The following is a 13,908-nucleotide window of genomic DNA, read 5'->3' on the forward strand; positions in this document are numbered from 1 at the left end:
ACCGCCGCCGTCCGGGGATCACGCCGCGAGGATCTGGTTCCATTCCTTCACGCGGTCGGCCTTGGCGGCCAGCACGGCGGCGGCGTCGCCTTCGATCTTCACGCTGTTGATCTTGTCGCCCTGCTTCACGGCGTCGACCACGTCCATGCCCTCGACCACCTTGCCGAAGACGGTGTGCTTGCCGTCCAGCCAGCCGGTGGGCACGTGGGTGATGAAGAACTGGCTGCCGTTGGTGTTCGGGCCGGCATTGGCCATCGACAGCACGCCGCGCTCGTGGCGCAGGCCGTTGTTGGTCTCGTCCTCGAAGCGGTAGCCCGGGCCGCCGCGGCCGGAGCCTTCCGGACAGCCACCCTGGACCATGAAATCGTCGATGACGCGGTGGAAATTGAGGCCATCGTAGAAACCGCGCTGGGCCAGGTTCACGAAGTTGGCCACCGTGAGCGGGGCCTTGTCCGGGGCCAGTTCGATGCGGACCGGGCCGCGGGCGGTATCGAATACGGCGAACAAGCTCATGGATGCACCTCCGTGGGGAAAGCGCCCGAGGATACTCCAGTCAGTGTTGGGGGCCCGAGCACGGGTATACTCGCCGGCTCTCTTTCCAGGCCCTACGCGCCGTCGCCGGCGCGCATTCAGTATGTCCGCAACCGCTTCCGTCGAACGCCTCCGCAATATCGCCATCGTCGCGCACGTCGACCATGGCAAGACCACCCTCGTCGACCAGCTGCTCAAGCAGTCCGGCACGTTGAACGAACGCGCCGTCGTCCCCGACCGGGTGATGGACAGCAACGACCTGGAAAAGGAACGCGGCATCACGATCCTTTCCAAGAACACCGCGATCCGCTGGACCAACCCGAAGACGGGCGAGGTGTGGCGCATCAACATCGTCGACACGCCCGGGCACGCCGACTTCGGCGGCGAAGTGGAACGCGTGCTGTCGATGGTCGACTCGGTGCTCATCCTCGTCGACGCGATGGACGGCCCGATGCCGCAGACGCGCTTCGTGACGCAGAAGGCGTTCGCGATGGGCTTCAAGCCGATCGTCGTCGTCAACAAGGTCGACCGCCCCGGCGCGCGCGCCAGCTGGGTGCTCGACCAGACGTTCGACCTGTTCGACCGCCTCGGCGCCACCGACGACCAGCTCGACTTCACCACCGTCTACGCCTCGGGCCTGCAGGGCTACGCCGGCATGGACGAGAGCGTGCGCGACGGCGACATGACGCCGTTGTTCGAAGCGATCTGCAACCACGTGCCCGCGCCGCCGGTCGACCCGGACGGCCCGTTCCAGATGCGCGTGACCTCGCTCGACTACAACAACTACGTCGGCATCATCGGCGTGGGCCGCATCCAGCGCGGCAAGATCAAGACCAACCAGCAGATCACGGTCATCGACCGCGAAGGCAAGACACGCAACGGCAAGGTGCTGCAGGTGCTCGGCTTCATGGGCCTGGAGCGCGTGGAAGTGCCCGAAGCGATGGCCGGCGACATCATCGCCGTCTCCGGCGTTGAAGGCCTCGGCATTTCCGACACGCTGTGCGAACCGGGCGCGGTCGAACAGCTCCCCGTGCTCACCGTCGACGAACCCACGATCTCGATGACCTTCCAGGTCAACGACTCGCCGTTCGCCGGCGTCAAGGATCGCAGCGGCGGCAAGTTCCTCACCTCGCGCCAGCTGCGCGACCGCCTGATGCGCGAGACGCAGCACAACGTCGCGCTGAAGGTCGAGGACACGGCCGACGCCGACAAGTTCAAGGTCAGCGGCCGCGGCGAACTGCACCTGTCGATCCTCATCGAGAACATGCGTCGCGAAGGCTACGAGCTCGCGGTGTCGCGTCCGGAAGTGATCCTCAAGCAGGTCGACGGCGTGACGCACGAACCGGTGGAATCGCTGGTGTGCGACATGGAAGAACAGTTCCAGGGCGGCGTGATGGGCCGCCTCGGCGAGCGCAAGGCGCTGCTGCAGAACATGGAACCGGACGGCAAGGGACGCGTGCGCCTGGATTACATGATCCCCGCGCGTGGCCTCATCGGTTTCCAGACCGAGTTCCGCACGCTCACGGCCGGCACCGGCCTGCTCTTCCACGTGTTCGACCACTACGGTCCGAAGGCGGAAGGCCAGATCGGCCAGCGCCAGAACGGCGTGCTGATCTCCAACGGCACGGGCCCCTCGCCGGCGTACGCGCAGATCGCGATGCAGGAACGCGGCCGCCTCTTCATCGAGCCGGGCGAAGAAATCTACGAAGGCCAGATCGTCGGCATCAACAGCAAGGACAACGACCTCACGGTCAATGCCCTGCGCGGCAAGCAGCTCACCAACTTCCGCGCGTCCGGCAAGGACGACGATGAAGGCCTGATCCCGCCGATCAAGTTCTCGCTCGAACAGGCGCTGGAATTCATCGACGACGACGAACTCGTCGAGATCACGCCGAAGGCGATCCGTCTGCGGAAGAAGCACCGCAGCGAAACCGATCGCAAGCGCGCCTCCCGCGCGGCGTGACCCAGGGGCCGGCCCCGCACTACAACCCCAACCCGCGGGCCCACCCCGGCCTGCGGGCCATCGCGCTGATCGAAGCGCTCAAGGGATTGCTTGCGTTGTCGGCCGCCAGCGGGCTCGAGATCATCGGGCCCGTCCCGCTCAAGCGATGGGCGCACGCGCTCATCGATTATTTCCAGCTCGATACGCAGCACGGTGCGATGGCGTGGCTGGCCAACGCCATCAATCCCGGCTCGGTGCATTTCGCCGCCGCGGCCGTGGGCGCGTATGCCGTGCTGCACCTGATCGAAGCCTGGGGCCTGTGGCGCGACAAGGCCTGGGCCTCGCTGCTCGGCTGCATCGCCGCGGCCATCTACCTGCCCTTCGATCTCTACGCCCTCTTCCGGCACCCCGGCTGGGTCTCGGTGGCCGTGCTGGCCATCAATGTGCTGATCGTCTGGGTTCTCGCACGCGACCTGCTCAAGCGGCGCACCTGACCCGCCCCACCCTGTTGCAGGTCCGGCCGCTGCGCCCCATGCTCCGCCGGCACATCGCCCCGGGGACCCTGCCATGCGCCTTGCCCTGCTTTCGCTCGCCGTGCTCGCCACCGTTGCCTGCCAGCCGCGCGAAGGCGCGCAGCCCGCATCCACCGCAGCGCCTGCTTCCACCGCCAACGCACCGACCGCGAACGTGCCTGCGTTCGCGTACGACGAAGTGGATGTCGCCACGCTGCAAGCGCGCATGGCGAAGGGCGAACTCGACAGCCATCGCCTGACGCAGGCGTACCTCGATCGCATCGCCGCGATCGACAAGGCGGGCCCCGCGCTCAACTCGGTGATCGAACTCAATCCCGATGCGATCAAGGAAGCCGACGCGCTCGACGCCGAACGCAAGGCCGGCAAGGTGCGCGGCCCGATGCACGGCATCCCGGTGCTGCTGAAGGACAACATCGACGCAACACCGATGGTGAACTCCGGTGGTTCGCTCGCGCTCGCCGACAACCGGCCCAAGCGCGATGCGTTCCTCGTGCAGCGCCTGCGCGCGGCGGGCGCGGTGATCCTCGGCAAGACCAACCTCAGCGAGTGGGCGAACTTCCGTTCGACGCGTTCGACATCGGGCTGGAGCGGACGCGGCGGGCAGACGAAGAATCCTTACGCGCTCGATCGCAATCCGTGCGGTTCGAGTTCCGGCACGGGCACCGCGATCGCGGCGAGCCTCGCCGCGGTGGGCGTGGGCACGGAAACCGATGGCAGCGTGATCTGTCCCGCCTCGGTCGCGGGCCTCGTCGGTTTGAAGCCCACCGTGGGCCTGGTGAGCCGCGACGGCATCATTCCGATCTCCAGCTCGCAGGACACGGCCGGCCCGATGACGCGCACCGTGATGGATGCGGCGACGATGTTGTCGGCGATGGTGGGGCGCGACGACAACGATGTCGCCACCGCCAACAGCGTGGGCAAGGCGGTGTTCGATTACGCGTCGCGGCTGGATGCGAATTCGCTGAAGGGCGCGCGCATCGGCGTGCTGCGCAAGGACATGGGCTTCCATCCCGACGTGGACGCGGCGATGGAGAACGCGATCGCGACGCTGAAGTCGGCGGGCGCGGAAGTCGTGGACGTCGAGATCCCGACGAAGGGCAAGTGGGACGATGCGGAATTCGACGTGCTGCTGTACGAGTTCAAGGCGGGCGTGGAGCACTACCTGCAGACGCACGATGCGCAGGTCAAGACGCTGCCGCAGCTGATCGCGTTCAACAACGCGCACGTCGCCGAAGAGATGCCCTACTTCGCGCAGGAGATCTTCGAGAAGGCGAATGCGAAGGGGTCGCTCGGCGATGCCGCGTACCTGGACGCGCGCGCGAACGCGAAGCGCCTCGCGGGGCCGGAAGGCATCGATGTCGCGCTGGCCTCGCAACATGTCGACGTGCTGATCGCGCCCGCGATGTCGCCGGCGTGGCCGACCGACCAGGTGCTGGGCGATCACTTCGTCGGCGCCGGTTACGGCGCGGCCGCGGTGGCGGGCTATCCGAGCCTGACGGTGCCGATGGGCGAAAGCCATGGGTTGCCGATCGGGATCGTGTTCGTCGGGCCGGCGTGGAGCGAAGCGAAGCTGCTCTCGATCGGCTACGCGTACGAACAGCGCAGCAAGGCGCGGCGCGCGCCGCAATTCCTGCCGACGGTGAAGCTGGGGAAGACGGCGTTGCCGGAAGCGGGCGCCAACACCAAGCCGGTGTGGACGTCGGCGGATCTCGCTACGGCTTCGACGGCGGCGATGCCTGCGGAGACTTCGACGACGACGCCTGCGGCGGCAGCAACGACAAAGTGATGCGGGCGATGCGGCCTTTGTCGCCGCTCATCCAGCCGACCTTGCCGGCGATATCGACCGCGTCGTAACCGGTGTCGCTGACGGCGGTCCATTGCTTGCCGCGGAGCGCGTCGACGCCCGTCGGCCCGACGGCGAGGCACAGCGCCTCGCCGAAACACGCGGCGCCGGAGCGATAACCCCGCGGATCCGGAAGCGGATCGGTGCTCCACCCGTGCAGGGTGTCGAACGTGGCCAACGCCGCGCTGCCTTGCGCATCGTGTTCGAAATCGCCGCCCACCAGCAGCAGCCCGTCGCCGCGCGGCGCCACGGAAAAGATGCCGCCGCCTGGCACGCGGTGCGGCATGTCGACGAACGCAACGATGCCGCTTCCCAGGTCGTGCAATCGCGACGCACCCCCGCCGGAGACGGCCACCGCACCGTGCCTGGTATGTGCGATGCACGTGCCGCTCGCGGCGAATGCGGCTTCATCCTTCCACATGCCCGAGCCAAGCTTCTTGTCGAACGTCCACGTGCGGCCGCCATCGAGCGTCGTGCGCACCTGGAAGGCGCCGTCCACCGGGTCGCCCCACATCCAGCCCTGCTTGCCATCGAACGCCATGCAATCGAAGAACGCGCGCTCGTCGTCATTCTTCAGCGCCAGCGTCCAGTGCTTGCCACCATCTTCGGTGCGATACACGCGCGAGGCCGCACCCGGACCGATCGACAACACGACCGCCGTCTTCGCATCGAAGGCTTCGATGTCGCGGAAGTCGAGGTCCTTCGCGTCGGGTACGGAAACCTTCGTCCAGTGCTTGCCGCCATCGAGCGTGCGCAGCACCGTGCCTTCGCGACCGCTGGCCCACGCGATGTTCGCGTCGACCGCGGAGATGCCGCGCAGGCGCACGGTGACCCCGCTGTCCTGCGCTTCGACACGCACCGGCGGGTTCGACGCCGACGCCGCGGCCATCACCAACGACAGCGCGAGTCCAACCGTTGCGCGCCTCACGCCTGCACCGGCGCCATCAACTGCACCTGCTTGCGCACGATCAGCATCGCGATCTCCAGGGCTTGTTCGTAGTTGAGGCGCGGATCGACCGTGGAGCGATACGCGCGCTCGAGATCCGTTTCGGTGAGTTCGCGGGCGCCGCCGAGGCATTCGGTGACGTCTTCACCGGTGAGCTCCAGGTGCACGCCGCCGAGGCGCGTGCCCGCGGCGGCGTGCAGTTCGAACGACTGCTCCACTTCGCTGCGGATGTTGGAGAAGCGACGCGTCTTGAAGCCGTTCGCGGTGCTCTCGGTGTTGCCATGCATCGGGTCGCACACCCACAGCACGCGGCGGCCTTCGCGACGCACGGCATCGAGCAGCGGCGAGAGTTTGGATCCGATGTGCGCCGCGCCCATGCGATGGATGAAGGTGAGGCGGCCGGGTTCGTCTTCGGGATTCAGCACGTCGATCATGCGCAGCAACTGGTCCGGCGCCACCGACGGGCCCACCTTCACCGCGATCGGATTGCGGATGCCGCGGAAGTATTCGACGTGCGCGCCGTCGAGCGCGGCCGTGCGCATGCCGATCCACGGGAAGTGCGTGCTGAGGTTGAACCAGCCCCACTGGCGCGGCACCTGGCGCGTCTGCGCTTCCTCGTACGGCAGCAGCAGCGCTTCGTGCGAGGTGTAGAAGTCCACGCGGTTGAGGTTGTGCACCTGGCTGCCGGACAGCGTTTCCATGAAGCGCACAGCGTCGCCGATGCTCGCGACCATGTGGTGGTATTCGTCGGCGAGCGGTGAATGGCCGACCCAGCCGAGGTCCCAGTATTCGGGATGGTGCAGGTCGGCGAAGCCGCCATCGATCAGCGCGCGCACGAAGTTCATCGTCATCGCCGAACGCGCGTGCGCCTTGATCATGCGGCGCGGATCCGGCACGCGCTCGGCGGCGGTGAAGCCCGGGGCGTTGACGATGTCGCCGCGATAACTCGGCAACGTCACGCCGTTGCGCGTTTCGTCATCGGTGGAACGCGGCTTCGCGTACTGGCCCGCGAACCGACCGACGCGCACCACCGGCAGGCGCAGGCCGTGCACGAGCACGAGGCTCATCTGCAGCAGCACCTTGAGGCGATTCGAAATCAGGTTGGAGTTGCACTCGGCGAAGCTTTCCGCGCAGTCGCCGCCCTGCAGCAGGAAGCGCTTGCCTTCCTGCGCATCGGCCAGGTGTTGCTTGAGCGCGATGATTTCCCACGACGTCACCAGCGGCGGCAGGCCGCGCAGTTCCTCGAGGGTGTCCTGCAACGCGGCGGCGTCCGGATACACGGGCATCTGCAGCGCGGGGCGCGCGCGCCAGCTGTCGGGCGCCCAGCCTTCGGGCAGGGACACGGGATGCAGGGTGCGGTCGGACTGGGGCATGGCGGCGTTGACGTTGTTGCGGTGCGTCACCGCATCATGGTCCCGTCGCCGGGCGCTCGCAAGCCAAGCGCCGGTGCGACCTCAGCGGCGACGGAACGCGGCGTGCAACGCCCAGCCCGTGAGCACGAGGAACCAGGCCAGGCTCCACTCCGGCATCGACAGGCCGAGGAAATGCCAGTCGACCTTCGCGCATTCGCCCGAGCCGGTGAGCACCATCTTGATCACGTCGGTGAGCGGGTTGGATTCCATCATGAACTCGAGCGGCGGACCGCACGAGGGCACCTGGTCCGGCGGCAGGTGCGTGAGCCACACGTGGCGGCTCGCGATGCCGATGCCCGCCAGCGCGGGGATGAGGGCCACGATGCCCCACGCGCGACGCCCGCCTGCACTGCGCGGCGCAAACAACCCGCCGAGCAGGAACACCAGGCCAAGCGCGATGAAGGCAATGCGCTGGAAGATGCACAGCGGACAGGGCTTGAGCCCCCAGGCCGACTGCGAATACAGGGCGAATCCGAAGAGCGCGGCGCAGGCGACGAAGCCCAGGAGCCAGCGCTTGCGGAAGGCGGAGACGAGGACGTGCGTGCTGGTATGCATCGCGCAAGCGTGCGGGAAGCGGCGGCGCTTGTGAAGTGCGTCGGGTCCTGGAACGAAAAACCCCGGCACGTGGCCGGGGTTGTTCGCATCGCTGCAGCGAAACCGATTACTCGGCGTCGGTGGCAGCCTCGGGGCGGTCGACGAGCTCGACGTACGCCATCGGGGCGTTGTCGCCGGCGCGGAAGCCGCACTTGAGGATCCGCAGGTAGCCGCCAGGACGGGAGACGTAACGCGGACCGAGGATGGTGAACAGGTTGCCCACGGCTTCCTTGTCGCGCAGGCGCGAGAAGGCGAGGCGGCGATTGGCCACGCCGTCGACCTTCGCCAGCGTGATCAGCGGTTCTGCGACGCGGCGCAGTTCCTTGGCCTTCGGGAGCGTGGTGCGGATCAATTCGTGCTTGAACAGCGAGGCCGCCATGTTGCTGAACATCGCATCGCGATGGGCACTGGTGCGGCTGAACTTGCGTCCGGATTTCTGGTGGCGCATGGGTTGGTTTCCTTTGGGAATCTTGGATCGTTGGAGTTCGCTGTCGCCATCCTGGCGTTGTTGCTTGGACTGCGCTGGTCCGGACCGACCCTCCGTGGGCGGCGGTGCCGCGCGGCTTCTGCCGCGTCGGCGTTGTGTTGCATCAACGACGGGCCCCGAAGGGCCCGGCGGTGTTTAACCCATCATCCCGTGCGAAGCGATGCCGGCCGGCGGCCAGTTCTCGAGCTTCATGCCGAGCGAAAGGCCGCGCTGCGCGAGGACTTCCTTGATCTCGGTGAGGGACTTCTTGCCGAGGTTCGGCGTCTTGAGCAGTTCCACTTCGGTCTTCTGGATGAGATCGCCGATGTAGTAGATGCTCTCGGCCTTGAGGCAGTTGGCCGAACGCACGGTGAGCTCGAGGTCGTCGATCGGGCGCAGCAGCACCGGATCCACGCCGCTGGCCTGCGGCTTCGCCGCGCCGCGATCGCGGTGCGTGAAGTCGCCGAACACCGACAGCTGGTCGCTGAGGATGTCGGCCGCGGTGCGGACGGCTTCTTCGGCGTCGATCGTGCCGTTGGTTTCGATGTCGAGGACGAGCTTGTCGAGGTCGGTGCGCTGTTCGACGCGCGCCGCTTCCACCGCATACGCCACGCGGCGCACCGGCGAGAACGAAGCGTCGAGCATCAGGCGACCGATCGCGCGGGTCTCTTCATCCGGACGACGACGGGCGGCGGCCGGCTGGTAGCCGAACCCACGCTCGATCTTCAGGCGCATGTTGAGCGCCGTGTCCTTGGTGAGGTGAGCGATCACGTGCGCCGTGTTGAGGATCTCGACGTTGTGGTCGACCTTGATGTCGCCGGCGGTGACGACGCCCGGGCCCTGCTTGGCCAGGCTCAGCGTCGCCGAGTCGCCGGTGTGCATGCGGATCGCGACGTCCTTGAGGTTGAGCAACACCTCGAGCACGTCTTCCTGCAGGCCTTCGACCGTCGTGTACTCGTGCAGCACGCCGTCGATCTCGACTTCCGTGATGGCGAAGCCGGGGATCGAAGACAGCAGCACGCGACGCAGCGCGTTGCCGAGCGTGTGGCCGTAACCGCGCTCCAGCGGTTCGATCACGACTTTCGCGCGGTTTTCGGCGATGCGCTCGATCTGCGGACCACGGGGGCGCAGGACTTGGTTGGCGGTAACCGTCATGTTTCGGTGTCTCCAGTGACCATCGCCCCGTCGGGCGATGGTTGTTGCATACGGCAGTCGGTTACTTCGAGTAGAGCTCGACGATCAACGCTTCGTTGATGTCGGCCGGCAGCTCGGCGCGATCCGGCACGGCCTTGAACACGCCGGCGAACTTCTTCGCGTCGACTTCGACCCACGCCGGCGACAGATCCATCTGCTGCGAGACGGTGACCGACTCCTGCACGCGGAGCTGCTTCTGCGCGCGCTCGGAGAGCGCGATGGCATCGCCCGCCTTGACGGCGTACGACGGCAGGTTGACCGGCTTGCCGTTCACCGTGACGCCGCGATGCGACACCAGCTGGCGCGCGGCCGGGCGGGTGACGGCGAAGCCCATGCGGTACACGACGTTGTCCAGGCGCGTCTCGAGGAGCTGCAGCAGGTTTTCACCCGTGTTGCCCTTCTTGGTGGACGCCTTCTTGTAGTAGTTGCGGAACTGGCGCTCGAGCAAGCCGTAGATGCGCTTGACCTTCTGCTTCTCGCGAAGCTGGGTGGCGTAGTCGGACAGCTTGCCCTTGCGGGCGGTTGCGCCGTGCTGGCCGGGCTTCTGCTCCAGCTTGCACTTCGAATCGAGCGCGCGGGCCGGCGACTTGAGGCCGAGGTCGGCGCCTTCGCGACGGGCGAGCTTGCAGGTGGGACCGATATAACGAGCCATTTTTCTTCAGCTCCTCAGACGCGACGCTTTTTCGGCGGACGGCACCCGTTGTGCGGGATGGGCGTCACGTCGATGATGTTGGTGATCTTGTAACCGACGTTGTTCAACGAACGAACGGCGGATTCGCGACCGGGACCCGGGCCCTTGATGCGGACTTCGAGCGACTTGACGCCGTAGTCGAGCGCAGCGCGCCCGGCTTTTTCGGCGGCGACCTGCGCAGCGAACGGGGTCGACTTGCGCGAGCCGCGGAAACCCGCGCCACCCGAAGTTGCCCACGACAGCGCGTTGCCCTGGCGGTCGGTGATCGTGACGATCGTGTTGTTGAAGGAAGCGTGGACGTGGGCGACGCCGTCGGTGACGACGCGCTTGATCTTCTTCTTCGTTTTCGCGGCAGCTGCCGGCTTGGCCATGGTGTGGGTTCCTTACTTCTTGATGGCCTTGCGCGGACCCTTGCGGGTGCGTGCATTGGTCCGGGTGCGCTGGCCGCGCAGCGGAAGACCGCGGCGGTGACGCAGGCCGCGGTAGCAGGCCAGGTCCATGAGGCGCTTGATGGCCATGCCGATTTCGCGACGGAGGTCGCCCTCGACCACGTACTTGCCGACTTCGGCGCGCAGGCGCTCGACGTCAGGCTCGGACAGGTCGCGGATCTTGGTGTTGGACTGGACGCCAGCAGCGTCGCAGACCTTCTTCGAACGAGTACGGCCGATGCCGTAGATGCTTTGCAACCCGACCCAGACATGCTTCTGGGCAGGCAGGTTGACGCCCGCAATACGCGCCATGACGCGATCTCCAAACTTGGTGGCTGGCCGGAAGGTGTCGATCCGGCGAAGGGAACACGAAATTTTAGCTGGGTCTCGTGGCATAGGGAAGCCCCGGACCCCGAAAGGCGCCCGTTGGCTCCGGCATGGGGAGTGTGCCCATGCTCCGGCGACGGAATCCGGACTGCCAGGAAAGCGCGGCGAACCCCGCCCTGCCCCGGCCCCGCGCGCTCCTCAGGCGCACGGACTGGTCCGGACCCACCCGCGCACGAGACCGCCGCGCGAGTCGCCCTGTTCGGTCCCGGGCGAAACCCGGGACCGGGTGCGAGGGCGGCTGTCCGTTCCCGGACGGGCCGACCCCGCGGTCATCCTCAACGGCCGGTCAGACCGGCCCGCGAACCCTTCAGGTTCGCCTTCTTCAACAAGCTCTCGTACTGGTGGGACGTGAGGTGCGCCTGGATCTGCGCCATGAAGTCCATCACCACCACCACCACGATCAGCAGCGACGTGCCGCCGAAATAGAACGATGCCCCGATCTTCGTGCGCATGATCTCCGGCAACAGGCAGACCAGGACCAGGTAGATCGCGCCGGCGCCCGTCAGGCGGGTCAGCACGCCGTCGATGTAGTCCGCCGTCGCCTTGCCGGGACGGATGCCCGGGATCAGCGCGCCCGACTTCTTCAGGTTGTCGGCCGTTTCCTGCGAGTTGAACACCAGCGCCGTGTAGAAGAACGCGAAGCCGATGATCAGCGTGGCGAACAGGATCATGTGCAGCGGCTCGCCCGGCGACAGCGCCTGCGCGATGCGCTGGAGCCACGTGGCCTGGCCCGACTGGCCGAACCACTGCGAGGCGGTGGCCGGGAACATGATCAGGCTGGACGCGAAGATCGGCGGGATCACGCCCGACATGTTGAGCTTCAGCGGCAGGAACGAAGTCTGGTTCATGTACGCGTTGCGACCGCCCTGGCGGCGCGCGTAATTGACCGTGACCCGTCGCTGCCCACGCTCGACGAACACCACGAAGAACGTGAAGGACAGCACCACCAGCACGATCAGCGCCACCTGGGGCACGCTCATGTCGCCGTTGCGCGCCTGTTCCAGCGTGTTGAGCACGGCGCCCGGCAAGCCGGCCACGATGCCCGCGAAGATGATCAGCGACACGCCGTTGCCGATGCCGCGCTCGGTGACCTGCTCGCCCAGCCACATCAGGAACATCGTGCCTGCCGTGAGCGCGACGACCGCGGTCATGACGAAGCCCGGGCCCGGCGCGTACACGACGGGCGAACCGTCGGGCGAACTCATGTGCTGCAGGCCCAGCGCGATGCCGGCGGCCTGGAAGACCGCCAGTCCCACCGCGCCCATGCGCGAGTACTGGGTGATCTTGCGGCGGCCGGACTCGCCTTCCTTCGACATCGCCTTCCAGCTCGGCAGGATCTGCGTCATGAGCTGGACGACGATCGATGCCGAGATGTACGGCACGACGTTGAGCGCGAACAGGCTGAAGCGCTGCAGCGCGCCACCGGAGAACATGTTGAACATGTCCACGATGGTGCCCTTCTGCGACTCCATCAGCTGGAGCATCGCCTGCGGGTTCACACCCGGCACCGGGATGTAGCAACCGATGCGGTAGACGATCAGGGCGCCGACGACGAAAAGCAGTCGCTGGCGGAGCTCGGTGAATTTACCGAGCCCGCTTCCCACGTTGGCCGCTGCGCCTCGCGCCATGCGTCAGTTACTCCCCGACCTTGCCGCCGGCCGCTTCGATCGCGGCCTTGGCGCCGGCCGTGGCGAGCACGCCCTGCAGGACGAACTTCTTGGTGACTTCGCCCTTCTTCACGATCTTGACCTGCTTGGCCGCGTTCGGGATGAGCTTGGCGGCGCGCAGCGCGGCGATGTCGATCGTGCCGGCGTCCAGCTTGTCCAGCTGGTACAGCAGCACTTCGGCCGTGTCCTTGAGCAGCTTCGAACGGAAGCCGATCTTCGGCAGGCGACGCTGCATGGGCATCTGGCCGCCTTCGAAGCCGGCCTTGATCTTGCCCTTGCCGCTACGTGCGAAGGAGCCCTTGTGGCCGCGACCCGCGGTCTTGCCGAGGCCCGAACCGATGCCGCGACCGACGCGGGTGCGTTCCTGGCGGGCGCCGTCTGCGGGCTTGAGGGTATTCATACGCATTGGATCAGTCCTCCACGCGGACGAGGTAGTGCAGCTGCGTGATCAGGCCACGCACCTGCGGGCTGTCCTTCAGCTCGCGCACGCTGTTGAGCTTGTTGAGGCCGAGCGCCTTGACCGACAGGCGATGACGCGCCTGGCAGCCACGCAGGCCCTTGACGAGGCGCACCTTGACGGTGCCGCCGGTGTTCGCCGGGGTCTTAGCCATGGTTCAACTCCTCCACCTTCTTGCCGCGCTTCGCCGCGATCTTGGCGGGCGAGCTCGTTTCGCTCAGGCCGCGCAGCGTGGCGCGCACCAGGTTGATCGGGTTGCGCGAGCCGACGGCCTTCGCAAGCACGTTCTTGACGCCGGCCGCTTCGAGCACGGCGCGCATCGCGCCGCCGGCGATCACGCCGGTACCTTCGGAGGCGGGCTGCATGAAGACGCGCGCGGCGCCGTGGCCCGACTTCACGGCGTGCCACAAGGTGCCGTTGTTGAGGTCGACCTGCATGAAGCTCTTGCGCGCGTATTCCATCGACTTCTGGATCGCGACCGGCACTTCGCGCGCCTTGCCGTAACCGAAACCGACCTTGCCGTTGCCGTCGCCCACCACCGTCAAAGCGGTGAAGGTGAACTGGCGACCGCCCTTGACCGTCTTGCTGACGCGGTTGACCGCGATCAGCTTCTCGATCATGCCGTCATCGACTTCTTCGCGGTCGCGACGATCGCGGCCGCGCGATTCCCGTTGCTGTTCTGCCATGTTCGTATCTCGTAGTTTGGAAAGGATTTGCGGCTTGGCCGCTTATGGTTGTGGTGTGGAGCGGGTGCTGCGTGGCGAGGAGAACTCCTCGCCGCGTCCTGCATCGACCCATGCAGGCGGGACGAACACGT

The 13,908-nt window shown here is 66.9% G+C and carries 15 protein-coding genes and 1 pseudogene; 3 read left to right on the plus strand and 13 right to left on the minus strand.

Annotated features, from left to right (window positions below; genetic code table 11):
- Positions 1-18: 18 nt before the first annotated feature.
- Positions 19-513 (minus strand): peptidylprolyl isomerase, encoded by a 495-nt coding sequence (locus LYSCAS_RS02410; RefSeq protein ID WP_213435446.1) that lies wholly within the window; start codon positions 511-513, stop codon positions 19-21.
- Between the two features lie 121 nt (positions 514-634).
- Here LYSCAS_RS02410 and typA point away from each other — a divergent pair, with 121 nt between their 5' ends.
- From typA to LYSCAS_RS02425, 3 genes and pseudogenes are all read left to right on the plus strand, one after another.
- A complete protein-coding gene (gene typA / locus LYSCAS_RS02415; RefSeq protein ID WP_213435447.1) occupies positions 635-2,494 on the plus strand; it encodes a translational GTPase TypA in 1,860 nt (619 codons plus the stop codon).
- Positions 2,491-2,967 carry a DUF2127 domain-containing protein gene (locus LYSCAS_RS02420; protein WP_213435448.1) on the plus strand — a complete coding sequence of 159 codons (477 nt, stop codon included), beginning with the start codon at positions 2,491-2,493 and terminating at the stop codon, positions 2,965-2,967. Before typA ends, LYSCAS_RS02420 begins: the two co-directional genes overlap by 4 nt.
- A 73-nt stretch (positions 2,968-3,040) precedes the next feature.
- Positions 3,041-4,708: pseudogene (locus LYSCAS_RS02425) on the plus strand (amidase); the annotation flags it as partial.
- A 10-nt stretch (positions 4,709-4,718) separates the two neighbouring features.
- On the opposite strand, the gene LYSCAS_RS02430 reads toward LYSCAS_RS02425, so the two are convergent.
- From LYSCAS_RS02430 to rpsE, 12 genes are all read right to left on the minus strand, one after another.
- On the minus strand, positions 4,719-5,777 hold the full coding sequence (locus LYSCAS_RS02430) for a WD40/YVTN/BNR-like repeat-containing protein (RefSeq protein ID WP_213435450.1): 1,059 nt from the start codon (positions 5,775-5,777) through the stop codon (positions 4,719-4,721).
- Positions 5,774-7,168 (minus strand): class II 3-deoxy-7-phosphoheptulonate synthase, encoded by a 1,395-nt coding sequence (locus tag LYSCAS_RS02435; protein WP_213437520.1) that lies wholly within the window; start codon positions 7,166-7,168, stop codon positions 5,774-5,776. The genes LYSCAS_RS02430 and LYSCAS_RS02435 overlap by 4 nt, the downstream gene beginning before the upstream one ends.
- An 81-nt stretch (positions 7,169-7,249) precedes the next feature.
- A complete protein-coding gene (locus LYSCAS_RS02440) occupies positions 7,250-7,762 on the minus strand; it encodes a disulfide bond formation protein B (protein ID WP_213435451.1) in 513 nt (170 codons plus the stop codon).
- A gap of 106 nt (positions 7,763-7,868) precedes the next feature.
- A complete protein-coding gene (gene rplQ, locus LYSCAS_RS02445) occupies positions 7,869-8,249 on the minus strand; it encodes a 50S ribosomal protein L17 (protein ID WP_213435452.1) in 381 nt (126 codons plus the stop codon).
- A gap of 174 nt (positions 8,250-8,423) precedes the next feature.
- Complete coding sequence (locus LYSCAS_RS02450) at positions 8,424-9,422, minus strand: DNA-directed RNA polymerase subunit alpha (protein ID WP_213435453.1); 999 nt, start codon at positions 9,420-9,422, stop codon at positions 8,424-8,426.
- A 61-nt stretch (positions 9,423-9,483) separates the two neighbouring features.
- Positions 9,484-10,113, minus strand: a complete 630-nt coding sequence (rpsD, locus tag LYSCAS_RS02455) for a 30S ribosomal protein S4 (protein ID WP_213435454.1) — start codon at positions 10,111-10,113, stop codon at positions 9,484-9,486.
- 14 nt (positions 10,114-10,127) lie between these two features.
- Entirely contained in the window at positions 10,128-10,523 is a 396-nt protein-coding gene (gene rpsK / locus LYSCAS_RS02460) for a 30S ribosomal protein S11 (protein ID WP_036167714.1), read from the minus strand.
- A gap of 12 nt (positions 10,524-10,535) precedes the next feature.
- Positions 10,536-10,892, minus strand: coding sequence for a 30S ribosomal protein S13 (rpsM, locus tag LYSCAS_RS02465; RefSeq protein ID WP_213435455.1), 357 nt, complete (start codon positions 10,890-10,892; stop codon positions 10,536-10,538).
- A 350-nt stretch (positions 10,893-11,242) separates the two neighbouring features.
- Complete coding sequence (gene secY / locus LYSCAS_RS02470) at positions 11,243-12,595, minus strand: preprotein translocase subunit SecY (protein ID WP_213435456.1); 1,353 nt, start codon at positions 12,593-12,595, stop codon at positions 11,243-11,245.
- Between the two features lie 7 nt (positions 12,596-12,602).
- A complete protein-coding gene (gene rplO / locus LYSCAS_RS02475) occupies positions 12,603-13,040 on the minus strand; it encodes a 50S ribosomal protein L15 (RefSeq protein ID WP_213435457.1) in 438 nt (145 codons plus the stop codon).
- Positions 13,041-13,044: 4 nt separating this feature from the next.
- The gene (gene rpmD, locus LYSCAS_RS02480; protein WP_213435458.1) at positions 13,045-13,245 is read right to left on the minus strand and encodes a 50S ribosomal protein L30; all 201 of its coding nucleotides are present in this window, start codon (positions 13,243-13,245) and stop codon (positions 13,045-13,047) included.
- Positions 13,238-13,777: a 30S ribosomal protein S5 gene (gene rpsE, locus LYSCAS_RS02485; RefSeq protein WP_213435459.1), complete on the minus strand. Its 540-nt coding sequence runs from the start codon at positions 13,775-13,777 to the stop codon at positions 13,238-13,240. The genes rpmD and rpsE overlap by 8 nt, the downstream gene beginning before the upstream one ends.
- Between the last annotated feature and the right edge of the window lie 131 nt (positions 13,778-13,908).

Source organism: Noviluteimonas caseinilytica (assembly GCF_018406605.1).
Taxonomy (GTDB): domain Bacteria; phylum Pseudomonadota; class Gammaproteobacteria; order Xanthomonadales; family Xanthomonadaceae; genus Noviluteimonas; species Noviluteimonas caseinilytica.